Below are 23,293 nucleotides of genomic sequence, written 5' to 3' on the forward strand. Positions count from 1 at the left end.
TCACGTTGACTGCGGCGGATGTGGGGTTCGTCGGTCCGGGTCGGGGCCTGCGCCTCGGGTGCGCTGATCGGCCGGCTCAGCGGACTCGGTCGTAGACGAGGGCCAACGTGCCGTGCTCGCCCGCGGCCTGGCTGGCGAGCGCCCACTGCCCCGCGGGCAGGCCGTCGTCGAAGAGGCGCGGCCCGCCGCCGAGGAAGACCGGAAAGATCGTGATCGCCAGCCGGTCGACCTTGTCTGCCGCCAGCAGCGCCTTGATGACGCTCGCGCTGGAGAGCACGAGAATGTCGCCGCCTTCGGTCGCCTTGAGCTCCGCGACCACCTCGGCGGTCGGCTTGTCGACGATCGTCGTCCGCTCCCACGGCGCCTCGCCGAGGGTGGCGGAGAGGACCACCTTGTCGGTGCCGACGAGCCACTTCGCGAAGCCCTCGTCGCGCGGGTCGGCACCCTCCATGCCGATGACCGTGGGCCAGAAACCGAGGAACCCCTCGGCGTTGACCCGCCCGAGCAGGGCCGTCGTCGCCGGCTCCCAGAGGCTGGTCAGGTGGTCGCGGGCGACGTCGGTGACGGCGTACGGCATCACCCAGCCCATGTCCTGAGGGTCGCCCGGCCCGACGTAGTGGCCGTCGAGGGAGAGGCTCATGTTGGTGACGACTCTGCGGCCGGCGGTCTGCTCTGTCACTTCGTGCTCCTTGTGTCGGTGCTGACGGTGCCGACGGTGTCGTGCGAGTCCGCGGCGAGGGTCGCCGCGAGCTTGTCGAGGCACTGGCCGAAGCCGATCTCGATGCCTGCAATGAAGTCCGCGGAGTCGACAGTGCTGTCGGTGATCCGGTAATGGACGTCGAGGTCCGTGCCGGTGTCGGTGGGCCGGAGGCCGAGGTCGACGTGGGCGGTGAAGGCGAGGCCGCCGTCGCGAAGCAGAGGGGAGAGCCGGTAGGCGAGGCGCTCACCGGGGCGTACGTCGTCGACGACTCCCTCCGCGCGCCCGGCGACCAGGTCGGAGCCGTCGACGTCCTCGGCATCGCGGTACTCCTGGACGATCCGCCCACCCGGTCGCGCCTCGAAGACGAGCTCGGAGACGCGGAGGTCGTCGGGCGTCCACCATCGGGCGAGCAGGGAGGCCTCGGTCAGGTGGCGCCAAACCAGCCCGGGGCCCCCCGTCAGCGACCGGAGGAACCTGAACGAGCGGCCGTCGGCCCACCCCGACTCCTCCGCGGCGAGCCGCTCTGCGTGGAGGCTGAGCCCGTAGCGGTCGTAGGTCGCGCGCGGGCCACCGACCTGGTCCGCGGTGTCGGCGATCCGGTTGAGCGCAGCCGCCAGGTCCCGCAGTGGAGCGGGCCGGAGCGCGTAGATGCGGCGCTGGCCGGTGCGCTGGGCGGTGACTACGCCGGCGCGCTCGAGGGTCTGCAGGTGCTTGGTCGTCTGCGGCTGGCGCGCCTCGGCGAGCTGGGCGAGGACGCCGACCGAGCGGGGCCGCTCGGCCAACAAGCCCACGAGCCGCCAGCGGGCCGGGTCGGCCAGTGCGGTGAGGAGTGCGTCCATGAGGACGAGTATTCGTGACAGAGAATATTCATGTCAAGGAATAGTTTATGGACCAGTCGGACCAGTCGGACCGCGTCGGGATCGTCTGCTCCGCTGTGGGGGGATCCTGATGGGCCGGAAGGGGGAGAGCGGGTGCCGCGCACCGGGCGCCTGACGTCCCGAGCGCCGCCCGCATGCCACCGCGCGTGGTCGCGGCCGACTTGCTGACCCACGCGAGCATGCCGACCTCAGTGTCCAGCCGCACCGCGAGCACCCGCCCGCCGTTGCGGCGCAGCCGGGCCGCGATCACCTGCCGGCACCAGTTCCGCGACTACTCAGCCGAGCACGCGGAACCACAGGTTGGTCCCGTGCGGCACCCCGGAGAGGCTGATGCGCTCCAGCCGCACGTCGGCCCCGCCGGGCTGGTCGAACAGCCGGACGCCGTCGCCGAGCAGGACCGGGGAAATGATCACCAAGACCTCGTCCAGCACGCCCGCGTCGAGGCACTGGTGCGCCACGCCGGCGCCGAGCACGGTGACGTACTTGTCGCCCGCGGCCGCCTTGGCCGCGGCCACGCCTGCCGCGAGGTCACCCACGAACGTCACACCCGGCACCGCCCGGTCCGGGGCGTGGTGGGTGAGCACGAACGACGGCCCCTCCCACCCGCCGCCGAAGGCCTTGCCCTCGTTCTCGGTGCCCTTGTACGGGTCGCCGCCGCCGAAGGTCCGGTTGCCGACCAGCAGCGCGCCGACGTCGCCGACCAGCTCGTCCACCAGCGGGTTCGGCCCGAGGTACGCGGTCAGCCACGACATGTCACCCCCGGCGCCCGCGATGAACCCGTCCAGCGACATGGCGGCGGAGTAGAGCAGCTTGCCCATCGGTTACCTCCCGTGGAGTCGTTGACCCCGTAGGAGACGACGCCCGGCCGGAAAACTCATCGGTCCAGGGCGGCGGGCAGGTCGAAGGCGGCGAACAGGCTGGTGTCGTGGAACGCGGTGAGCTCGGCGATCCGGCCGTCCGCGACGCGCAGCACGACGATCGCGAACGCGCGGAACGCGGTGTCGCCGGGTGCGCGCACGTAGGAGGCGAGCGCCGGCCGCCCGTTGGCCGCGGTCGGCAGCACCCGGAAGCGGCCCACGTAGTCCGGCCGGGAGGGGTTCCAGCTCGCGGTGAGCGTGGCCATGACCGCGTCGCGGCCGAGGTACCACATCGGCCACGGCGGCATCGCCGCGCGGACGTCCTCGGCGAGCAGGTCGGCGACCGCGGTGAGGTCGGCTTGCTCCAGTGCGGCCATGTACCGCCGCAGCACCGCCCGCTCGGCCGCGGTCGGCTCGGCCGACGGCGCCCAGTCCAGCCGGCGCGAGGGCAGCTGCTCCTTCAACGTGGCGCGGGCCCGCTGCAGCGCGCTGTTCACCGACGCCACGCTGTGCTCCAGCAACGCGGCGGTGTCCCTGGCCGGCCAGCCGAGCACGTCGCGAAGGATCAGCACCGCCCGCTGCCGGGGTGGCAGGTGTTGGATCGCGGCGAGGAACGCGAGCTCGATCGTCTCCCGCGCGACGACCTCGTCCTCGGGCCACAGCTGGTCCGGGAACGGCTGCAACCAGGCGATGTCGGTGCGCGGCGGCAGGCCGACGTTCGGGTCGAACGGCGCGGCCAGGTCCTGGGGGAGCACCCGGCGCGCGCGGCCGTCGAGCGCGTCGAGGCAGGCATTCGTCGCGATCCGGTACAGCCAGGTACGCAGCGACGAGCGCCCCGCGAAGTCGGGCAGGCCCTTCCACGCACGCAGGAACGTCTCCTGCACGAGATCCTCCGCCTCGTCGAACGAGCCCAGCATCCGGTAGCAGTGCACCCGCAGCTCGCCCCGGTGCCGCTCGACGAGCGCGGCGAACGCGGACTCGTCGCCCGCCCGCGCGGCGGCCACGACGTCGTCGTCCACGATGGTCTCCTTCGTGTCTTGCCGACACGCTACCGGCACGTTCTCGGCGCTGCGAGGAACGTTGCGACATAGGCGACTCCCGGCGCTCGCCCAGGTCCCCGTGCGCTGCGCGGCAGGACCCGCGAGTCCAACGCTCAGGACCCGCGAGTCCAACGCCTGGGCCAGACAATGGCGTGGTCCGGTACCCGTCGCACCGAAGGGAACGGCGCCCACCCGGGGTGAGCGCCGTTCCGTCTGGCGGAGATCAGTGGAGATCGGTGGAGATCAGTACTGCACGGTCAGGGTGTCCACATCGAACAGTGCGCCCGCCCCGCCGCCGAAGGTGAGGAACAGCGGTCCGGACCCGGTGCCGGTGAGGGTCGTCGTCACGTTCTGGAACGTCTCCCAGCCACCGGTGTTCGGCACCGCCACCGAGCCGAGCACCGTGCCGGTCTGCGAACCCACGCGGACCGTCAGCGTCCCGCCCGCGCCCGCCGACGAGATGCGGGCCGTGACGCTCCGCGCGCCGGCGGCGGGCAGCTGCGAGTAGCCGACCCAGTCACCGTTCTCGATGTAGCCGGCCGTCGCGCCGCCGCTGGCCGCCGCGTGTGCGGCTGCCTGGACCCCGCCGGTCGACGTCCACGCCTCGCCCTCGGCCGTGCGGGGCGTGGTCGCGCCGGCCGGGTTCAGCGTGAACGCGTCCACATCGAACAGGTTGCCCTGCCCGGTGACGCCCTTGAACACCAGGAACAGCTGCGTGGTCCCGGCGGGCGCGCCCGACACGCCGGTCGACACGGTGGCGAACGTGTCCCAGCTCCCGGTGTTCGGCACGGCCACCGACCCCAGCAGGGTTCCGGTCGCCGAGCCCGCGCGGACCTCGAGCGTCCCGCCGACGCCACCCGAGGACACCCGGGCGGTGAACGACGCGGCGCCGGACAGCGAGTACGGCGTGAACGAGATCCAGTCGCCGTTGTCGGTGAAGCCGACCGTCGTCCCGCCCTCGGCATCCCCGTGCTGGGCCAGCTCGATGCCGTTCTGGGCGCTGAAATGCTCGCCCTGCCGGTGCCGCGGCTGGAGCTTGCGGACGCTGTGGCTGGTCAGCCCGCCGTTGTCGGTGTACTCCGCGTCGAGCACGCCGAACACGTTGGCCGCCGGGTCGTGCTCACCGTCCACTGGCGTCGCGATCGTGCCCGAGCACCCGTTCACGGATGTCAGCTCGTGCTGGTGGCTGTCGTGACCCAGCAGGTAGCGGACCTTCACCCGCGAGCAGTCGATCGCGCCGTCCTCCGGGTCGGACACGCCGACCTGGAAGCTCACCGCGTCACCGAAGGAGAACAGCGCGCCGTCCGGCGGTTGGGACAGCGTCACCGCCGGCGCGGTGTTGCCCACGGTGATCCGCACGTCGGCCGAGCCGGTGAGCCCCTCCGGGTCCCGGACGGTCAGCGTCGCCGTGTAGTCGCCGTTGGCGGTGTACGTGTGCGACGGGTTGGCCGCGGTCGACGTGCCGCCGTCGCCGAAGGTCCACTGGTAGGTCAGCGCGCCGCCCTCGGGGTCGGTGCTGCCCGCCGACGAGAAGTCCACCGCGAGCGGCGTGGGCCCCGACGTCTTGTTCGCCGACGCCACCGCGACCGGGTTGCGGTTCTCCCCACCGATGTACTCGATGCGCCACAGCGCCTGGTTGTTCGACCCCGTGCCGTAGTCCAGCACGTACAGCGCGCCGTCCGGACCGAACGCCATGTCCATCACCTGGGTGCCGGTCCACGGGAACGCCCCGATGTCGCCGACGCCGCCGCTCGACGTGACCTCGATCGCCTTGATCCAGCGGCGGCCGTACTCACCGGCGAAGAACCGGCCGGACAGCGACTCCGGGAACTTGACCGACGAGCTCAGGTTCGGGTCGTAGCGGTAGACCGGGCCACCCATCGGCGACTCCGAGCCGCCGCCGAACTCCGGTGGCGTGCCGGCCTCCCCGCCGTACCGGATCCATGCCGGCTTCGGCGCGGGCAGCTTCTGCTGGCCGGTGTTGCGCGGCGAGTTGTTGGTCGGTCCGGTGGCGCAGTCGAACCTCGCCCCGGACGGGCCGGACGGGAACGCGAAGTCGTTGTAGGTCTCCGCGGTCGTGTTCGTGCCGGTGCAGTACGGCCAGCCGTAGTTGCCGGGCGCGGTGATCCGGTTGAACTCGACCTGGCCGCCGGGGCCGCGGTCCGGGTTCGGGCCGCCCGCGTCCGGGCCGTAGTCGCCGAGCCAGACGATCCCGGTCGCCTTGTCCACGCTCATCCGGAACGGGTTGCGGAAACCCATCGCGTAGATCTCCGGCTTGGTGTTCGCGGTGCCCGGCGGGAACAGGTTGCCGGACGGGACCGTGTATGTGCCGTCCGCCTGCGGCTTGATCCGCAACACCTTGCCGCGCAGGTCGTTGGTGTTGCCGGAGGAGCGCTGCGCGTCGAACTGCGGGTTGCGACTCGTGCGCTCGTCGATCGGGGTGTAGCTGTCCGACTGGAACGGGTTGGTGTCGTCACCCGTTGTCAGGTAGAGGTTTCCGGCCGCGTCGAAGTCGATGTCGCCGCCAACGTGGCAGCACTGGCCGCGGTCGTTGGGCACCACCAGCACGACCTTCTCACTGGCCATGTCGAGGGTGTTGTCGGTCTTGAGCACGAACCTGGACAGGTGCAGCTCGCCCTTGAACCGGTCGAAGTCCGCCTGGGTGCCGTCGGTCGGCGCGTCACCGTCCGGTGTGGACAGTCGGGGGGAGAAGTACAGGTAGATGAAGCGGTTCGACGCGAAGTTCGGGTCCGCCGCCACACCCTGCAGGCCCTCCTCGTCGTGGGTGTAGACGGTGAGCTTGCCGGCTTGGGTGGTGTTGCCGGCCGCGTCGGTCACCCGGACCGTGCCGTCCCGGGCCGTGTGCACCACGGATCTGTCGGGCAGTACGGCCAGCGACATGGCCTCGCCGAGCTCGGCCCCACCCGAGGCGAGCTGGACCTGTTGGTAGTCGCCAGGGGGGATGACGGACCCGGCGTGCGCGACCGGGGCAATGGGAACAACCATCGCGGCGAACAACAGTGCGGCGGTGAGGCCGTACCGACGCCGTCGGTGCAGGGACATCGGCGTCCTCTCTAGTGTCTCGTGGTTCTGGTTGCTTGCGGTCCGCTGTGGGTCCATGTGGTCGATGGCAAGGCGGAGGGAGGCCGCGTATTCCGGGTTGTATTCGGGCCTTCCGACAACGCCGCCGGCGGCCGCGTGGGCCGCGGCGAGCGCGGGTAGGCCAGGATCACGGGACACTTGTTCGGTATGCCTGAACTTCGGCGACCTGGCCGGCGGGCCACCCGGTGTTCGCGGTGAGGACCAGCCGGAGATAGCGGCGCGATCCCGCCGTGACCGGGACCGTCACGGTGTTCTGCGCCGCGGGATCGAAGCGGTACCCGGACGGGCCGGCCACCGTCGTGTACGACGAGCCGTCGGTGCTCGCGAGCACGGACAGCGTCTGGGTGCGTGCGCCCCACGCGCCCGGCAGCGACAGCACGAGCCTGCCCACCTCGGCCGGCGCACCGAGGTCGACGGTGATCGACTGCGGGAACGCGTGGTTCGCGCTTTCCCAGTAGCTGCTCGGGTTTCCGTCGTTCGCCGCCGTGGCCGGGTAGCCGCCGACATTGCTGCTGGCGGTGATCGGCCGGCCGCGGGCCAGGTCCGGGTCGGCCGGCGGGACGGTGCCGCCGGTGAACCGGTCGACCCAGTAGCGGGTGCGGTCCAGGTAGGCGGTCTCGGCGGCGGCGCCGGTCTGGCCGTAGGCGCCCTCGAAGGTCAGGTAGCCGTGGCCGCCGGGCGGGCCGGACCTGGCAGGCTCGATCACCGAGCCCTCGTGCCACTCGTTGAACGAGGTCACCGACACCCAGGTCGGCGCGCCGCCGGTGGCCGGGTCGAGCGCGTTGTTCCACTGCCGGTCGTAGGCGGCGCCGTTGTCGCGGTCGACGGTAGGCGTGGTGTTGCCGGGGACCGCGCGGTCGTCGAGGTAGCCCGGCGCCACCGACGGCGCCCAGACCAGCCCGTTGGCCTTGCAGAAGTCCGAGGCGTTCTTCCAGCCGGGCGCGGTGGCGCCGGCGATGCCGTCGTAGGTGTACATGCCGCCGAAGTGCGCGACCTTGCTGGTGTCGGTGGTCTGCGCGAGCACGATGCTCGTGCTCGCCACCTGCTCCAGCGCGGTCCAGTCGGTGATCCGCAGGCTCTCGAAGACGTAGAACGCGGATCTGTTGCCGTGCGCGGCATCCCGGTAGAACGCCGGACTGGAACCGTATCGGGAGTTGATGTAGTCGATGTCCGCGACGGTGGAGGCGGCGGTGCGCCCGCCGTAGGGCTCCAGGTGCCAGGCGACCTTGATGCCGTGCCGGGCCGCGGACTCGAGGATGCTCGGCACCAGGTTGTCCTCATAGGACCCTTGGCCCCACCAGCTGGTGACGATCGTGCCCGCGCCGGAGCGCTGCACCCACGCCATGTGCTGGTCGATCGCCGCGGTGTCGCCGGAGTCGTAGGCGCCGAGCGTGGGATAGAAGTCGGCCCCGATGTCCTCCGGCGGCGTGTGGTCGCCCTGTTGCCAGTGCCGGTAGGAGCCGTTGACCGAGGGACTTCCGTACCACGGGTAGTAGAAGAGATGGACGTCAGCCGGAACCGCCTGCACCTCCGCACTCGACGCGGGCACGGGAACAGTGCCGACGACGAGCAGCAGGGTCAGAAGGCCGACAATGCTTTGCAGGGTTCGCATGTCTGCCCTTCAACCAAGCAACGTTGCCAGGTTTTTCGAGCATGGCAGAGCGGACAGATGCTGGCAAGACTACGTAAATTTTCAACCTTGTTTACGCAACTTCCCGACTTACTCAATTCCGCAAGTCACGCCACCCAGCCAGGTCGATGATTGCTGGCCTAGGCGAAGACGGTGAAGAAACCCGCGTAGTCGCCGCGGGAGCGGGTGCGGTCGTTGACCTCTCCGCCGCCGGTGTTGTCGCCCACCGTGTTGCCGTCGATGCTGTAGACGGTGTCGCCGGCGACCTCGCGGATCAGGCAGTAGTGCTGGTTCTGCTCCATGTAGCCGATGTCGCCCGGCTTCGGGTCCTTCACCCGCTTGATGCCCGGGATCCCCGTGCCCATGCCCCAGTTGCCCACGCTCGCGCCGCCCGTCTTCAGCGCCCACAGCGTGAAGATCCCGCACCACGACGGCAGCCCCGGCTTGACGTACTTGACCACGTCCGGCGACCAGATGCCCGGCGCGGCGACGTCGAAGTACTCGGTCAGCCGCTCCCAGCCGACCCGGGTCTGCCGGCCCGTCTCATCGGCGCCGCCGGACTCCTTCGCCCGCACCAGGCCGATCTCGGCCCACGCGTGGGAGATCGCGGCCTGCCGGGCGGCGTCGTTCGGGTCCTCGGCCGCGGCGGCGACCGGCTCGGGTTCCTCGGTCCCGTCGCCGTAGCCGTCGTGGTGGTAGCCGCCGGCCGCGTGCTGCTCCGCGTCCGTGGTCAGGGTCTCGCGCAGCTGCTCGTCGGCCTCCACGCCGTAGTCGAGGCCGCGCCACTGCCGGTAGTCGACGACGGCCTGCTCGGTGCCCGGTCCGAAGTCGCCGTCGATCGTGCTGGGGTAGAAGCTCAGCTGCTGCAAGCAGGTCTGCAGCTCGACCACCTCGTCGCCGGTCGACCCGCGGCGTAGCACCCCATCGCTCATGACGACCACCCTCACCCCGCCGGCCCGCGCGCCACCACGATGAGGCAGACCGACCATCGGGCGCGCACCGCTGCCCTTTCGGGCTCGACGGCGATGTCCGAAGCGAGAGAGTTGTTGCTACGGCTGGCCCGGCGCGCCGCAGGCCGGCCCGCGTTGCCCGAGCGCAAGCGCTACGACTACGTCCGCACCAGCGGCCGGTACCGCTCCTCGAGGAGCATGCTCGGCCGGGACGGCGCCCTCACCCATGTCGACAGCCGGGTCGACCTGACCGAGCGCGAGCTCTGGATCGCCACCGACGGCTCCGGCCGGATCGAGGAGACCCGGTCCGGGCGCCGCGCCGGGGCCAGCGGCACCACGGCCAGGGCCGGACTACCCGCCGACCCGGACGGGCTCGACCGGGTGCTCGCCGCGAACCACCATGGCTGGGGAACGTTCGAGTGGTTCGGCGCCGTGCGTCAGGTGTGGTCGAACCAGGTCGTCGCCCCGGCACTGCAGAGCGCGTTGCTGCGGGTGCTGTCCACCAAACCCGACATCGTGCCGCGCGGCCCCGTCGCCGACCCACTGGGCCGGAAAGGACTCGCGGTCAGCACCGACACCGTCCACTGGGGACGGCCGCAGCGGCATCTGCACATCCTCGACCCCGATACCGGCATGCTGAACCGAGGAGACCGTGGAGCTGGTCGGCGGCCGCCCCGACCCGGAGGCCGAGGGCAGCAGCCACACCGCCTGGCGGCGATCGGCCCATGTGGACTCGACCGACGAGCGCCCGTCAGAGTGACTGGGGGAAGCGGAACAGCCGCCTCGGGTCGTAGGCGTGCTTCACCCGGGCCAGCCGGGAGTGGTTGTCGCCGTGGTAGGCCCGCGCCCAGTCGGTGAGGTCCGGGTCGGGGAAGTTCGGGTAGACGCGGCCCGAACCCCACGGGTGCACGGTCGCCCACGACCGGCGCACCCGGGCCGCGTCGAGCCCGGCGTGCTCCAGCAGGAACCGCTCCGTGCGGTGGACGAACGCGGACTCCCGCGCCGGCACCCGGTTGTAGGCGCCGCCCATCGGCGTGAAGTTGAGCTCCACGTCCTCGCCGGAGGACGCCAGCAGCGACGCGATGGCCCGCGCCGGCAGCGGGCGGCGGAAGAACTCCGACTTGCTGACCACGGGCCCGGGTTCGGCGGGCTCGGCCGAGCCGAGCGTGGCGAGCGAGCGCTTGAGCTCGCCGTAGGGCATCCGCGCCATGCGCTCGGTCGCCGGCGGCGGGAGTGGTACGGCGGACTCGGTGCCGAGCATCGCACCGAACGCGACGACCTCGGTGGCCGTGATCTTCAGGTTCGCGCTCAGCCCGTCCGGCGCGTCGGGTGCCCACTCCTGCCAGGCCGCGACGACCGCCGCCGCGTCGGCGCGCGGCCAGATCAGCTCGAACCGGGTCGCGTCCGGTGCCGGCACCGGGTCGAACACCAGCGACGTCACCACGCCGAACTGCCCGCCGCCCGCGCCGCGCAGCGCCCAGAACAGCTCCGGCTCGCGGTCGGCGGCGCAGTCGACGACCCGGCCGTCGGCCAGCACGACCCGCGCCGCGCGCAGCCGGTCGCACGTGAGGCCGTACCGGCGGCCGAGGATGCCCAGCCCGCCGCCGAGCGTGAGGCCGGCGATCCCGACGGTCGCGCCGCAGCCGGCCGGCAGCGTCAGGCCGTGCGGCGCCAGCTCGTCGTACACGTCGCTGAGCGTGGCGCCCGCACCGATCGTCGCGACGCCGGCCGACACCGAGACCGAGCGCAGCGGCGAGAGGTCGAGCACGATCCCCTCGGTGGAGGACCGGCCCGCGAAGCAGTGCCCGCCGCCGCGCGGCACCACGTGGATGCCTTCCCTGCGCGCGATGTCGAGCGTCCGCACGACGTCCTCAGTGGACGCACAGCGGACCACCGCCCGCGGCCGGATGTGGTGGAACCGCGCCATGGCCGGCTTGCGGGCCGCGTCGTAGCCGGGCATACCGGGTTCGAGCACCTCGCCCGTCAGCCCGATCATCGCGGCACGCGGTACCGCACGTGGGTGGATCGCGGCCCCTCGCCCACGCTGGTCCGCTCGAGGGTGACGGGGCCGCCGATGTCGGCGAGCAGCCGGGCGCCGGCGCCGGGCAGCACCGGCTCGATGTGGAGGTTGAGCTCGTCCACCAGACCGAGCCGCGGCGCCTGGTCCACGGTGCTCGCGCCGCCCATGAGGTGGACGTTCCTGTCGCGCGCGAACAGCGCGCCGGGTGGTTGCGTCTCACCGGGGTCCGGGCCGGTGATGAGACCGTCGAGCGACATCGAGAGGGCGACTCCCACGATCCCCATGGTGGCCTCCTGTAGCCGAAGTCGATGTCTCCGACCCTGGACCGGGCCCGCGGGATCGGTACGTAGGACGCTCATCGCTGAGAAGGGGAGACCGGGCACCCGCCGGTCTTCTCATGGGTCACCGCACCGCCGTCGTCCGCGGTCAGCACGAACTGGTAGCACGTGGGGGTGGTCGGTTCGGTGACGTAGGGGATGATCGCGACAAGAACGGTCGTCCTGCCGGGTTCCCGACTCAGCTCGACGACCGTCGAGCCCGTGAAGGCGACCGTGTCGGCGATCTTCTGGTCGCTCATCGAGAAGTCCAGGTCTTCGGCGATTTCTTGGGCCGTGCTGTCCGTGGCCACCACCGTCCTACCAGCGGGCCGGTCCTCGGGGAACATCAGGCTGGGGAGCACCAGCAGGCCGATCGCGGTCAACGTGAGGCCGCCCAGGACCAGTCCGATGGCCACCCGGGCCGCGGTGGGAAACGCGGCCGGCTGCACGGGTTCCTCGTCCTGCTGCGCGTCGTTCACGGCATCGGGTCCGTCCAGACGGCGCGGACCTGGTCGACGACGGCGGCGGACTGGGCCAGGCCCGCCCGCGCGGCGTCGGCACGCTTCGCCGGGTCGAGCACGTTGCGGCCGAACGCCTTCAGCGCGGCGGCGTCCGGCGTCACCAGCTCCACCCGGGACTCCGACCGCAGCGCCTCGACCTCGCTGTCCGGGAATGTCCCGAGGCCGCGGGTCAGCGGCGCGATCACCACCACCCGCTCGTACCCGGCGGCGAGATCGGCGTTCGCGCCCGAGCGGACGCCGCCGTCCATGTAGCGCCGGCCGTCGATGGGGACCGGCGGCCACACCCCCGGCACCGCGCAGCTCGCCGCGACTGCGCGGACCAAAGGGATGCCCGAGTCGCGGTCGAAGACGCGGAACTCGCCGGTTGCGACGTCGACCGCGGTGATCCGCAGTGCGCGGTCGGGCCACTCCCGCACCGGCAGCAGCGCCTCGATCACCGAGACCCGGTCCTCCGCCGACGTCCCGGTGCGGGCGCGTGCGGCGTAGCGCCCGATGCGGGCCGCCACCTGGGCACGGGGCCCGACCATCGCGAGCCCGTAGCGCAGCAGCACCCCGGTACCGATCGTCGCCCCGGTGCCGCCGTCCGGCGGCTCCAGCTGGGACTCGTACCGCCGCGTCACGTCCAGGCCGGCCGCGACCTGGGTGCCGACCACCGACCCGGCGGACGTGCCCACGACCAGGTCGGCGTCGGTGAGGTCCACCCCGGCCGCGGTGAGTCCGGCCAACATGCCCCATTCCCAGGCGATCCCGGTGATGCCGCCACTGCCGAGGACGAGTGCGCGCTGCGTCATCCGCCCATCATGCCCGGGACGCCGCCGCCACGGTGGCCCGCGCGGGCGCCGGCACGAGCGACACCGACAGCCACACCAGCGTCGCGCCGGCAACCACGTGCAGGCCGCTGGTGAGCACGGTGTCCGGCAGCCGTGCGGCGACGGCGAGCGCCGGCAGCGCCACGATGTAGGCCACCGCCGGGACCCGCGGGTGCACCCGGGCCCGCACCATCGTGATCCCGAACAGCACCGCTCCGGTGGCGAAGACCGCCGCGCTGCCAAGCAACGCGAACATGGTCGGGCCTTGCAAGAGCTCCTCGACGACGGGCTCGTCGAGGTAGAACAGCGTCATGTTCAGCGTGAACGCGGCGCCGCCGAACAGCCCGAGGCCGACGACGTTCAGCGGGTACGCGACCGCGCCGAACCGTCGGTCGCCCGGCTCTGCCGCAGGTGGAGCACGACGAGCACCGGGATCGCCGGCGCGGGGGACAGGCCGAGGAGGAAGCTGGTCGGCGCGGTCTCCCCGGTGACCGCCTCGACCATCGCGGGCGCCGCGATGAGCAGGCCGGCAAGAACCCCGGACCACATGCCGAGCCGGGTCAGAGTTGGTGTGTCCATGCGAAACTCCTTGGGGGATAAGGGTTCTGATCCACGAACGGTAGGAACGGCGGCGGCTCCGCCGGTAGTGCCGCCCGGCCAAAGCCGCGGTCGGGTCACGGCAGGTCCCGGCCGAAGGGCACGTGTCCTCCGGCCAGAAGAACCGCTGGGGCGCCGGGGTCGTCGTAGTCTCATCCAATGGCGACCGTGCGACCGGCGCGGATCGTGCCCTGGGTGTCGGGCGCGGTCTACGCGATCGTGCTGCTCGCCGGGCTCTACTACGTGGTCGCCGGGCTCGGCGAGTACCGGCCACTGAGGACGGTCGGGTTCTGCGCCGGCATCGCGGCGCTGTTCGGGCTGGAGTATCTCGAGCGGCGGCGCGACCGGGCGCCACGCGTGGCCGCCGTGTTCCTCCTCGCCCGGCTGCCGCTGTTCTTCGCGGTCGTGGCGCTCGACGAGTCGAGCCTGTCCCCGGCGCAGACTTCGGCGCAGCGACCGCACCAGCGCCCGGCGGGTGCCGGTCCCGCGCGGGTAGTCCAGCCAGCCGACCGTGTCCGCGCGTGTCCGCAGGAGGTCACGGATTCCGGGCGCGCCGTAGGAGTCGACGATCCAGCGGTCCCCGGCGACGAGGCGTTCGACGTCCGCGGCGTAGCCGACCCGCTCGACCCCAGCCCGGCTCGTAGGCAAGCTGGTCGAGCTCGGTGAACGGCAACCCCAGCCGGCCGGCGAGCACGCGCGCGAGCGTCGTCTTCCAGGCACCGGTCACGCCGGTCGCGATCACCCTGCGCACCACGGGACAGCCACCAGGGTCAGCCGCCGCGGGGCCGGGGCAGCGGGTGGGCGTCGTTGGCGGGGCCGACCCGCTCGCCGGCCAGCACGTCCGCGCTCACCCGCACGTACAGCGACGGCTCGCCGTCCGTCCAGGACGTCCTGGCGGGGCGGTGGTCGGGCACCGCCAGCGCCCGGCCGACGAGCCGCACCGACCAGCCGCGATACCGGCCGCGCGCCCACTCACCGGCCTCGAACGCCACGATCGTCGGCCGCCCGAAGGCCCCCGCCCGCACCGTCGACGCGCGCAACGCCACCACGATCCCCGACCCGTCGACCTCGAACGGCACGGCCCGCACCACGGGCATGGCCGACTCGGTGTAGCTCAGCCGGCCGATCTCGCTGTTCTCCAGCAGAGCCCAGCATTCGCGCTTGCCGAGCTCCGTGACGCGAGTCGCGATCATCAACGTCGTCCCCTGCCGCCCTGGCACGGCACCGTAGGCCGCGTGGTGATCGATGGTCTACCGGCTGGAGCGCAGGGGAAACCAGGGTCGAAGGACCCTGATCACGAACTCCGGAACCTGGCGGCATATTCGTGACTCCCGCACCGTAAGTCGACCTTCACTCGCCGGGGCGGACGATGCCGTTCTCGTATGCGAAGACGATCACCTGGGCGCGGTCGCGGAGGCCGAGCTTGGTGAGGATCCGTCCCACGTGGACCTTCACGGTGGGCTCCGAGACGACGATCCGTTGCCCGATCTCCTTGTTCGCAGCACCAGCCGGTGCTCGCCGGCAAGCCCGCTGATCGTCTCGACACCGAGCCCGCCGACGAGGAGCGCCCCCGGCTCGTCGCTGGTGACCGTGGCGCCGTGCCGCACGAGGAGGTCGCGGAGCGCGGCCGCCTCCCGGGCGCGGACCAGCACCTGGTCGACGCCGACCCGGGCGATCAGGTCGTCGACGGAGGTGTCGGCCAGCAGCCGGCCCCGGCCGATGATCACCAGATGTTGTGCGGTGAGCGCCATCTCGCTCATGAGGTGGCTGGAGACCAGCACCGTCCGGCCCTCGGCGGCGAGGTCCCGGAGGAGCGTGCGCAGCCAGAGCACGCCGTCCGGGTCGAGCCCGACGAGCCCGAGCACCTCGTCCACTCGCGACCTCGCCAGCCCGTGCGTCTGCGCCACCGAGAGCAGGTGCCGGTCGGCGGTCCGTCCTTTGTGGATCGGTGGGGCCTCGAGCAACGCGCCGACCCGCCGCAGCGGATCCGCGAGGTCGACGTAGCGCCGCCCGTCGATGGTGGCCGTCCCAGCGGTGGGGCGGGAGAGCCCGAGGAGCACGCGCGTGGTGGTGGACTTGCCGGCGCCGGTGGGCCCGAGAAAGTCGGTGACGTGGCCGGGGCGAACGGTGAAGGAGAGGTCGTCCACCGCGTTCGTGCGGCCGAATTTCTTGGTGAGCCCGGTGATGTCAATCATGGGACCGACACTAGGAACGGGCGCCGCCGCTGTCGTCTGCCTCGAGCCTGACTGGGTCCGCCCGTGTGGTACGCCGAAAGTCGTACGCTGAGGATGTTCCGCTCCACCACGTGGCGCGCTGGAGGGTTCATGCAGCGAGGGCGCAACATCATCACCGCGGCGGTTCTGGTCACCTGCATGGCCGTCGCCTGCACCGCCGGTCCGGCCGCACGGGAGAGTCCGCCACCGAAACCACGGACATCGGCGGCCCCGGCGGTTCCGGAATTCGATCCGCCGATGGCGTTCTCGCCGGACGGGGTGACCGTCGTGGATTTCGGTGAGGCATTTCCGGACGACCCGCGGGATTCCGAGTTCCCCTATCTCGTCGATGACGGCGTGGTGTATTTCGTGCTCGGGCCGAACCTCGAGGCACGCGACCTCGCCACCGGTGAGTCCCTGTGGACCGCGGCCGGACAGGGCGCGCCCAACCCGACCACGCCCGTGCTCGTCCGGGCCGGCGGCCGCGCGTTCCTCCACGCGACCTTCCACGTGACCGAGCCCGGCTCCGGCACGACCCAGGACAGGGAGCTCCTGCGGGTCGCGCGGATCGACGCGGCCACCGGCGAGGTCGTGTGGGCCACGGACATCGCAGACCTCCCCGAAGGCGTCCGCATCGGCCGGGTCGGCGTCGTCGGCGCGGACGAGGAGCACGTCGTGGTGTCGCCGGTGCAGCTCAGCCAGCCCGACGACATCGACGAGGTGGCCGGCTTCACCGCGGTCCTCGACGCCGGGACCGGCGACGTCCGGTGGCAGCAGCCCGACCTGTGGTCGTTCGCGCTCGCCGGCGGCGTCGTCGGAGCGGCGCGGGTCGAGCCGGTCGGGTTCCGCAACGACCACACGCTCGTCGGCCGGTCCGCTGTGGACGGCCGGGACGTCTGGGTCGCGCCGGAACAGGTGAACGACGGCGGCGTCGACGACGGTCACGCCGTGGGCCCGGACCTGTACTTCGTGCACACGGGCTCGCGGGACAGCCTCGTCGTGGCCGTGGCGACCGGAAAGGTCCTGCTCGACCTCACCCGACGGCTCCAGGAGAGCCCGTTCGACAACTGCCACGCCGACGGCCGGGACACCATCGTCTGCGCCGGCATCGACGGCCTCGACGAGGCCGTCGCCGCGGGCTATGACGTGCGCTCGGGGAAGCTACTGTGGCAGCTGCCGGACGAGTCGGCCAACCGCATCGCGCCGGAGGTCCACGCCGCCCGCAACGGTGCGGTCTACGGGAGCGTCGAGGACCGCGGTGTCGTCCTCGACGCGCGGACCGGCGAGGACGAGGCGGTCGACCAGGAGATCGTCCCGACCCGCGTCGTGCGGGGGTTCGGCCTCCGGCTCGACCGGAGCGGCATCGTGGCTTACCCGGCCACGAAGTGACGTAGGTCACGATCGGGCCGGCGGAACCTTTCGAACCCGACGGCGTGTTCCAGGTATGGGTCAACCGCAGAGACGACAACAGGCCGGGCCTCGAGCGCCGATGGGAGCGGGATGGTCGCCGAGGTGAACTACCGGCCGACGCCGGTCAACGCCGGCGCGCCGCCGCTCGAGGCGCTGCTCGAACGCCAGTGGATGCCGCTTGTGCGGCTGGCTGCGTTGCTGGTCAACGACGCCGACACCGCGCCGGACATCGTGCAGGACTGCTACGAGGCGGTCTGGCGCCTGCGGCCGAACGTCGAGGACTACGAGCACTTCGTCGCCTACCTGCGCAAGGCGGTCCTCAACCGGTCCCGGTCCCGGCTGCGCAGGCTCCGGACGGTCAACCGGTTCCTGGCGCAGGCCAGGCCGGGTGCGGACATGCCTCCCGCCGACCGCCCGCTGCTGGTCGCCGAACAGCACCGCGAGCTGCTCGGCCATGTCGACCTCCTGCCCACCCGGCAGCGCGAGGTGATCGTGCTCCGTTACTACTGCGAGCTGTCGGAGGCCGAGACGGCGGCCACCATCGGCATCTCGGTCGGCACGGTGAAGTCCTCCGCCCACCGCGCCCTCGCCACCCTCCGACGCAAGATGAAGGACATCTCCGATGAGCGCTGACCTGGAGGACACCCTCACCACCGCGCTGCGCGCCAAGGCTTCCGACGTGCCCGCCTCGCCCATGCCGCGGCTCGGCACCGGCCAGGTCACCGCGGCCCCCGCTCGGCGCCGCTGGCTCGTCCCGGTCGCCGCGGCGGTGGTCGCCGTCGTCGGGATCGGCGGCGCGGCGTTGGCGCTCGCCCCGGGCGACTCCTCGGCGCCCACGCCCATCACCGCCGCGGCCGGCCCGGACGGGCTGAAGCCGGGCGAGGTCTACTACTCCCTGTCGCTGACCAGCACCGGTACCAACGGCGTGATCGTCGAGACCCAGCTGTGGCAGCCGCAGGACCGCACCGGCGCCTGGCAGCAGAAGGCCGTCGGCGGCCGGTCCATAGAGGACGGTCGGGTCGTCCCGAGCGAGGACCGGGTCGAGGCCCCGGCCGGTGGTGAGTGCTACCCGGCAACCAAGCCGTCCGACGCGTCGTGCACCGAGCCGGGCGCCTGGTTCAACCCGACGCTCGAGTTCCTGGCGAACGCGTCGCACGACCCGGCGGTGATCAAGCAGCAGCTGTGGACCGAGGCGGTCGCGGAGGAGAAGGAGCGCACCGGCCCCGGCGGGGACTTCGCCCCCTCCGCCGGCACGCTCAGCGACGAGAACCTGACCTACCTGGAGCTGAACCACCTGCGCGGCGTGCTGGACGGCAACGGCCAGCCGGCGGAGCTGTCGGCGGCGCTGAAGCAGGTGGTCGCGTCGATGTCGGGCATCCAGGTGAAGGAGAACACCGCCAACCTGGTGGGCGAGCGCGGCACCGGCTACAGCCTGCCCAACCACGAGGGCGAGCTCCTGACGGTCGTCTTCGACGGCGAGGGCGCCTACCTGGGCTCCCCGACCTCGGCGGTGAGCCACGGCGTGGCACCGGGTCTGGGCGAGGCCCCGTCCCGCATGCTCGACTGATCTCCGCCCCGCCGGATGCCCTGGCCGAGCGCCGAGCGCCGGGCCGTCCGGCCGCCTCGCGCGCTCAGCGCAGCCTGGGCTGCGGCCTGGTCAGCAGGTCGAGCGCGGTCCGGCCCGGCTGCCCGGTGAGGTCCCAGTCGACGGCGCCGAGCAGGAACGCGATGATCGCGTCGGCGAGGAGGCTCGCGCCCTTCCAGCGCGCCGCCGCCTGGTCGTCGGGCTGTACGCGGTGCCGGAGCACGAAACCGTCCAGCATCGCCTGCAGCACGGTCGACATGCGCTTGAACGTCCACTCCGGACGCATCACGAGGTCGAGCCCGTGCGCGAGCCGCCGGTAGATGCCCAGCCACACGCTGGTGGCCGCCCGCGAGCCCGGCAGCAGGACGCCGGACAGCTGCGGGTGCCTCGGCAGCAGCGGGCCGAGGTGCAGGACGAGATAGCTGCGCGGATGCCGGACGAGGTCGGCCAGCAGCTCGTCCGCGACGCCGATCACCAGCCGTGACACGGGAACCGACGGCCCGAGTACGGCAGGCCCGTGCGGGTCGTCGTCCTGCTCCCGGAGCAGCGTGTAGACCACCGCGTCCGGCAGGAAGTCCGCTCTGGTGGGCCACCGGCTGAAGAACGCCCGGCGGCTCGCGGCCTCCCCGGCCCAGGACGGGGCCAGCCGGATCACGTCCTCGGTGTGCAGCCATTCCAGTGCCGCGGGAAAGCGCACGTGGCGCAAGCGGTGCGACTGGTCCGGATGGATCGGCTCTGCCTGCAGATATGCGTCGATGAGATCGGCTGCCACGGAAAGGAAGTGCTGCGCCGTCGTGTCGTGACGGGAGGGCGTTGTTCGCAGACCCACCGGGGCATTCCTCCATGTGCGCGTACCGCGACATAAGTGTGACCCCGCAAGGAGATCAACCACAGTCCGGCAGAAGAGTGATGCCACGCGCCGGCTCTCACGCTGCGTGATTTGAAAATCCCGGAAATCAGCTCGGGGCTTACCAGCCGCATTTCCGGAGAGCAATGACCGGGCCGACACGATGCGCGTGGTGGGCGCGGTCAATTCAGGCCACCGGCCGGTCCGTGGGCGGCGTTTCCCGCAGGCGCACCCACCGCACCCCGCGAGTCCAACGCCCAGGACCCGCGAGTCCAACCTTCAGGACCCGCGAGTCCAACGCCCAGGACCCGCGAGTCCAACCTTCAGGACCCGCGAGTCCAACGCCCAGGGCCCGCGAGTCCAACCTTCAGGACCCGCGAGTCCAACGCCCAGGGCCCGCGAGTCCAACGCCCAGGACCCGCGAGTCCAACGCTCCGCACCCGCAAGCGCGCCCTCCAGGTCGGACCCGCGGAGAAACTTTGCTTTCGGATAATGCGAACTCGGACTATGTCAGCGACACTTACTCCGACATCGCACAATCACTGACCGTAAGGAGTTCGTGGTGCTACGTCACCGATTACTCGTCGTCCCCATGGTCGTCGTTCCCGTCGTCGCCGCCTTGCTCGTCGGCGGCGCCGCCATCGCGTCCGCCGCGCCCGGGACCGTCGGCAACACCGACGGGGACGGCCTCAACGTCCGCGCCGCGGCGACCTCGGCGAGTACCTCGCTCGGCCTGGTCTGGGACGGCCGGGCCGTGGACATCTCCTGCCAGGAGGCGGGCCAGCCGGTCACCAACACCCGGGGCTTCACCAGTGACCTCTGGGACTACGTGCCCGCGCTGGGCGGCTACCTCGCCGACGCGTACATGGCCACCGGCTACGACTACCGCATCCCCGGCGTGCCCGACTGCGATGGCGGGGAGACCGGTCACTACGTGCCGGTCTCCCAGTTCCAGGGCCAGCCCAACCAACGCGAGGACTGCGGCCCGACGAGCGTGGTCACCGCGCTGCTCGCGGCCGGCGTCACGCCCAGGTCGTGGAACCCGGCCCAGCCGGTGAACGCGATCAACAGCGCCCGCGCGGCGATGGGGTACGACCCGTCGTGGCAGGACCCCAACCAGTTCGGCACGAACGAGGAGGACGTCCGGGTGGCGCTCGCCAGCAACGGCGTGCAGGCCCGCGTCGTGTTCGGTGACCTCGACGCCACGCTGCAACACGTGCGCAACGGCCGCCCGGTGATCATGGCGGGCAACATGGTCGACCTGCCCTGGTCCGGCAACTACGTCGCGCACTTCCTCACCGTCGCCGGGTACGAGAACGGCCAGTACCTCGTGCTGGATCCCGCGTCGGAGGCCCGGATCTACTACACGTCGGCGTCGGTGCTCGCCGCGTTCTGGGACCACGACCTGGGTCGCGCCGGCGTGCTGCTGTAGGCGCCGCCGCGGGCAGGTGGGGCGGTGACCATGACGATGTGGTCACGGGACGAAACCGGCATGCGCGACCGCCGCGTCCGACGGCCATGCGAAACACCCCCCGCCTGCTCGCCAGGGCCCTGGTTCTCCCCGTCGTGGCGCTCGGCCTCGTCGGCGTCGGCCCGGGCGTGGCCGGCGCCTGCGCGTGCGGCGCCGTCCTCGCCGACGAGCGGCTCGAAGCCACCCAGGAGACCGCGCTCGTCGAGCTCGCGGGCGCCACCGAGTCGGTCACGCTGAACATCACGACCCGGACGCAGGCCACCGAGGCGGCGTTCATCATGCCGGTGCCCAGCCGGGCCGCGTTCGAGCTCGCCGACGCCGAGGTGTTCAGCGAGCTCGACCGGATCAGCAGGCCGCGGGTCGACTACCGCGATGTCGTCGTCGACGGGGACGGCACCGGCGGCGCCGCGAACGACGGCGACCACGTGACCGTCACCGACCACGTCGACGTCGGCCCCTACGAGCTCGCGCAGCTCGCCGGCGCGGACTCGACCGCGGTCACCGACTGGTTGGCGGACAACGACTTCACGCTCCCGGCCGACCTCGCCGGCGCGCTGACGCCCTACCTTTCCGAGGGGTGGCTGGTCGTCGCCGTGCGGCTCACCCCGGAGACCGAGGGCACGACCTTCGCCGAGGGGCTGCCGCCCATGCGGCTGACGTTCGGCACCGACGAGCCGGTGTACCCGATGCGCCTGTCCGCCACCGCCGAGTACGGCCAGCCGCTGCGCCTCTACGTGCTCGCCGACCACCGGATGGACGCCAGCAACCCGGCACCGCAGGGCGGCGGACCGGAGCTGACCTACGCCGGCCCGCTGCGCCCGGCCGACGTGGCGAGGTACCCGATCCTGGCCGACATGGTTACCGGGCAACGGTTCCTCACCCGCTTCGACGCGACGTTCAGCCCGGACCACATCACCGACGACATCCACCTGACCCGAGCCGCGACCGACGACTCCTACCGCGCGGTCGTCGTCGAGAGCCGCTACGTCACCGGGACACCGGCCGGCGAGGTGGTGCTCTGGGCCCTGGCGGGCGCCGGCCTCCTCGCGGTGTCGGCACTGGTCGTGGTCGCCGCCGTGCGGCGCTCCCGGCGTCCATAGTGGACCAATCCGAAGCCTTGACACGGTGGCGAACATCTGTTCGAATATCCGCTTGTCCGGACATCGTCGGGACGGGGCGGAGATGAAATGCTGAAAGTCGAGAAATTGTCTGGGGGACACATTTCTGGGAGCTACTTTCAGTATTAGTTCACGCCGTTTGTCAATCCCTGGTCGGGTGATTGTCTTGGCTGGTCGTCGGCGTATCGTCGGCTGTCTCGCAACCTGAAATTCGAATTGGCCGGGAGTTGGCTATGGCCGCCACCGAAATAGTACGGGCCGTCACCGCGCCGGTCCGGGTGAGCGGAAAATGGGCGCCCGTGGCCGGCCTCGTCGCGGCGGCCGTCGTGGTCGCCGCGATCATCGATCCCGTTCCGGTGGCGGCCGCGTTGGTCACCGGTTTCTTCAACACCGCGGGCGGAGGCGGCGCGGTGGTCACCTTCCTCGCGCTCACCGCGTCCGGCGTGCCGGCGCTCACCGCGCACGCCACGAGCCAACTCGTCACGCCGGCCTCGTTCCTCGGCGGGTTCCGCCTGGCGCGGCGGTATCCGCCCGGCTGGCGCCCGCTCGTCGCCGGGTGCGTCGGCACGGTCGCCGGCGTCGCGGTCCTCACGGTCACGCCGCCGAACACTTTCCAGGCCGCCGCCCCGTGGTGCCTGCTGCCGGCCGCGGCGCTCGTCGTCGCCCAGGAACCGGTGCGCCGCCTCATCCACCGCACCGGCCGCACGCTCGGCCCGGCGACCACACCGGCCGCGACGTTCGCCTGCGGCGTCTACGCCGGCCTCATCGGCGTGGGCACCGGCACGCTCGCCCTGGCCGTGCTCGGCCTGGCGCCGGGCTTCGCCGGCATGCCGCTGCGGGATCTCCTCCGCACCCGCAACGTGCTGCTGCTGGGCATGGCCTTGCTGGTGAGCGTCGCCTTCGCGGTGACCGGACTCGTCGACTGGACCCTGGTGGCGCTGCTCGCGGTGCCCGCGGCGGCGGGCGGCTGGATCGGCACCAAGGTCGTCGGTCGCCTGCCCGTCCCGGTCCTCCAGAGCCTGATCGTCGCCACCGCGCTCGGCGGCGCGGTGTGGATGCTGGTGCGCTAGTGTCGCGTGATCCTGTTCCTTGCGTCCGCTGTGGATCCACGTGGTTCCTAAGGCGGAGGAAAGCCGCTCGTACTGGATGTACTTGGGCTTTTCTCCAACGCCGTAACACAGACAGGGGCCGCTGTTGGCCGCAGCGGCGTAAAGGTTTCAGGGTCACG

At 71.8% G+C, this 23,293-nt stretch carries 25 protein-coding genes; 7 read left to right on the plus strand and 18 right to left on the minus strand.

From position 1 onward, the window contains the following. Positions 1-76: 76 nt before the first annotated feature. From GEV28_RS20715 to GEV28_RS20780, 14 genes are all read right to left on the minus strand, one after another. Positions 77-679 carry a dihydrofolate reductase family protein gene (locus tag GEV28_RS20715; protein ID WP_291413756.1) on the minus strand — a complete coding sequence of 201 codons (603 nt, stop codon included), beginning with the start codon at positions 677-679 and terminating at the stop codon, positions 77-79. Further along, positions 676-1,539 carry a metalloregulator ArsR/SmtB family transcription factor gene (locus GEV28_RS20720; protein WP_291413757.1) on the minus strand — a complete coding sequence of 288 codons (864 nt, stop codon included), beginning with the start codon at positions 1,537-1,539 and terminating at the stop codon, positions 676-678. Before GEV28_RS20720 ends, GEV28_RS20715 begins: the two co-directional genes overlap by 4 nt. Positions 1,540-1,853: 314 nt before the next feature. Beyond that, a complete protein-coding gene (locus GEV28_RS20725; RefSeq protein WP_291413758.1) occupies positions 1,854-2,396 on the minus strand; it encodes a dihydrofolate reductase family protein in 543 nt (180 codons plus the stop codon). Positions 2,397-2,452: 56 nt separating this feature from the next. Next, positions 2,453-3,454 (minus strand): sigma-70 family RNA polymerase sigma factor, encoded by a 1,002-nt coding sequence (locus GEV28_RS20730; RefSeq protein WP_291413759.1) that lies wholly within the window; start codon positions 3,452-3,454, stop codon positions 2,453-2,455. Between the two features lie 264 nt (positions 3,455-3,718). Then, positions 3,719-6,538, minus strand: coding sequence for a carbohydrate-binding protein (locus GEV28_RS20735; protein WP_291413760.1), 2,820 nt, complete (start codon positions 6,536-6,538; stop codon positions 3,719-3,721). A 166-nt stretch (positions 6,539-6,704) separates the two neighbouring features. Then, the gene (locus tag GEV28_RS20740) at positions 6,705-8,189 is read right to left on the minus strand and encodes a discoidin domain-containing protein (RefSeq protein WP_291413761.1); all 1,485 of its coding nucleotides are present in this window, start codon (positions 8,187-8,189) and stop codon (positions 6,705-6,707) included. Between the two features lie 158 nt (positions 8,190-8,347). Next, complete coding sequence (locus GEV28_RS20745) at positions 8,348-9,139, minus strand: peptidoglycan-binding domain-containing protein (protein WP_291413762.1); 792 nt, start codon at positions 9,137-9,139, stop codon at positions 8,348-8,350. A 176-nt stretch (positions 9,140-9,315) separates the two neighbouring features. After that, positions 9,316-9,492: a hypothetical protein gene (locus GEV28_RS20750; protein ID WP_291413763.1), complete on the minus strand. Its 177-nt coding sequence runs from the start codon at positions 9,490-9,492 to the stop codon at positions 9,316-9,318. A gap of 416 nt (positions 9,493-9,908) precedes the next feature. Then, positions 9,909-11,153, minus strand: coding sequence for an FAD-binding oxidoreductase (locus tag GEV28_RS20755; RefSeq protein WP_291413764.1), 1,245 nt, complete (start codon positions 11,151-11,153; stop codon positions 9,909-9,911). Next, a complete protein-coding gene (locus GEV28_RS20760) occupies positions 11,150-11,461 on the minus strand; it encodes a dihydrofolate reductase family protein (RefSeq protein WP_291413765.1) in 312 nt (103 codons plus the stop codon). The genes GEV28_RS20755 and GEV28_RS20760 overlap by 4 nt, the downstream gene beginning before the upstream one ends. 71 nt (positions 11,462-11,532) lie before the next feature. Beyond that, on the minus strand, positions 11,533-11,973 hold the full coding sequence (locus tag GEV28_RS20765; RefSeq protein WP_291413766.1) for a hypothetical protein: 441 nt from the start codon (positions 11,971-11,973) through the stop codon (positions 11,533-11,535). Continuing rightward, positions 11,970-12,806, minus strand: coding sequence for a patatin-like phospholipase family protein (locus tag GEV28_RS20770; RefSeq protein WP_291413767.1), 837 nt, complete (start codon positions 12,804-12,806; stop codon positions 11,970-11,972). Before GEV28_RS20770 ends, GEV28_RS20765 begins: the two co-directional genes overlap by 4 nt. Before the next feature lie 7 nt (positions 12,807-12,813). Next, positions 12,814-13,137: a hypothetical protein gene (locus GEV28_RS20775; RefSeq protein WP_291413768.1), complete on the minus strand. Its 324-nt coding sequence runs from the start codon at positions 13,135-13,137 to the stop codon at positions 12,814-12,816. 47 nt (positions 13,138-13,184) lie between these two features. After that, complete coding sequence (locus GEV28_RS20780) at positions 13,185-13,403, minus strand: hypothetical protein (RefSeq protein WP_291413769.1); 219 nt, start codon at positions 13,401-13,403, stop codon at positions 13,185-13,187. A 177-nt stretch (positions 13,404-13,580) separates the two neighbouring features. On the opposite strand from GEV28_RS20780, the gene GEV28_RS20785 reads away from it, so the two are divergent. Next, entirely contained in the window at positions 13,581-14,087 is a 507-nt protein-coding gene (locus GEV28_RS20785; RefSeq protein ID WP_291413770.1) for a hypothetical protein, read from the plus strand. 104 nt (positions 14,088-14,191) lie between these two features. On the opposite strand, the gene GEV28_RS20790 is transcribed toward GEV28_RS20785, so the two are convergent. From GEV28_RS20790 to GEV28_RS20800, 3 genes are all read right to left on the minus strand, one after another. Continuing rightward, positions 14,192-14,614: a pyridoxamine 5'-phosphate oxidase family protein gene (locus GEV28_RS20790; protein ID WP_291413771.1), complete on the minus strand. Its 423-nt coding sequence runs from the start codon at positions 14,612-14,614 to the stop codon at positions 14,192-14,194. A gap of 157 nt (positions 14,615-14,771) precedes the next feature. Next, complete coding sequence (locus GEV28_RS20795) at positions 14,772-14,876, minus strand: hypothetical protein (protein ID WP_367115142.1); 105 nt, start codon at positions 14,874-14,876, stop codon at positions 14,772-14,774. Further along, positions 14,873-15,616 (minus strand): ATP-binding cassette domain-containing protein, encoded by a 744-nt coding sequence (locus tag GEV28_RS20800; protein WP_291413772.1) that lies wholly within the window; start codon positions 15,614-15,616, stop codon positions 14,873-14,875. Before GEV28_RS20800 ends, GEV28_RS20795 begins: the two co-directional genes overlap by 4 nt. A 129-nt stretch (positions 15,617-15,745) precedes the next feature. Between GEV28_RS20800 and GEV28_RS20805 the strand changes: the two genes are divergently transcribed. The 3 genes from GEV28_RS20805 to GEV28_RS20815 all read left to right on the plus strand — a co-directional run bounded on the left by GEV28_RS20805 (position 15,746) and on the right by GEV28_RS20815 (position 18,611). Next, on the plus strand, positions 15,746-17,023 hold the full coding sequence (locus GEV28_RS20805; RefSeq protein WP_291413773.1) for a PQQ-binding-like beta-propeller repeat protein: 1,278 nt from the start codon (positions 15,746-15,748) through the stop codon (positions 17,021-17,023). A gap of 111 nt (positions 17,024-17,134) precedes the next feature. Next, complete coding sequence (locus GEV28_RS20810; RefSeq protein ID WP_291413774.1) at positions 17,135-17,677, plus strand: sigma-70 family RNA polymerase sigma factor; 543 nt, start codon at positions 17,135-17,137, stop codon at positions 17,675-17,677. Then, positions 17,667-18,611 (plus strand): hypothetical protein, encoded by a 945-nt coding sequence (locus tag GEV28_RS20815; protein WP_291413775.1) that lies wholly within the window; start codon positions 17,667-17,669, stop codon positions 18,609-18,611. Before GEV28_RS20810 ends, GEV28_RS20815 begins: the two co-directional genes overlap by 11 nt. Positions 18,612-18,675: 64 nt before the next feature. Here GEV28_RS20815 and GEV28_RS20820 read toward each other — a convergent pair whose 3' ends face one another. Next, on the minus strand, positions 18,676-19,401 hold the full coding sequence (locus GEV28_RS20820) for a hypothetical protein (RefSeq protein ID WP_291413776.1): 726 nt from the start codon (positions 19,399-19,401) through the stop codon (positions 18,676-18,678). A gap of 637 nt (positions 19,402-20,038) precedes the next feature. On the opposite strand from GEV28_RS20820, the gene GEV28_RS20825 reads away from it, so the two are divergent. The 3 genes from GEV28_RS20825 (at position 20,039) to GEV28_RS20835 (ending at position 23,135) form a co-directional block, all read left to right on the plus strand. Further along, the gene (locus GEV28_RS20825; protein WP_291413777.1) at positions 20,039-20,908 is read left to right on the plus strand and encodes a C39 family peptidase; all 870 of its coding nucleotides are present in this window, start codon (positions 20,039-20,041) and stop codon (positions 20,906-20,908) included. Between the two features lie 86 nt (positions 20,909-20,994). Continuing rightward, a complete protein-coding gene (locus tag GEV28_RS20830; RefSeq protein ID WP_291413778.1) occupies positions 20,995-22,047 on the plus strand; it encodes a DUF2330 domain-containing protein in 1,053 nt (350 codons plus the stop codon). 251 nt (positions 22,048-22,298) lie between these two features. Continuing rightward, the gene (locus GEV28_RS20835) at positions 22,299-23,135 is read left to right on the plus strand and encodes a sulfite exporter TauE/SafE family protein (protein WP_291413779.1); all 837 of its coding nucleotides are present in this window, start codon (positions 22,299-22,301) and stop codon (positions 23,133-23,135) included. The last annotated feature ends 158 nt before the right edge of the window (positions 23,136-23,293 follow it).

The organism is Actinophytocola sp. (assembly GCF_009379765.1).
Taxonomy (GTDB): Bacteria; Actinomycetota; Actinomycetes; order Mycobacteriales; family Pseudonocardiaceae; genus Actinophytocola.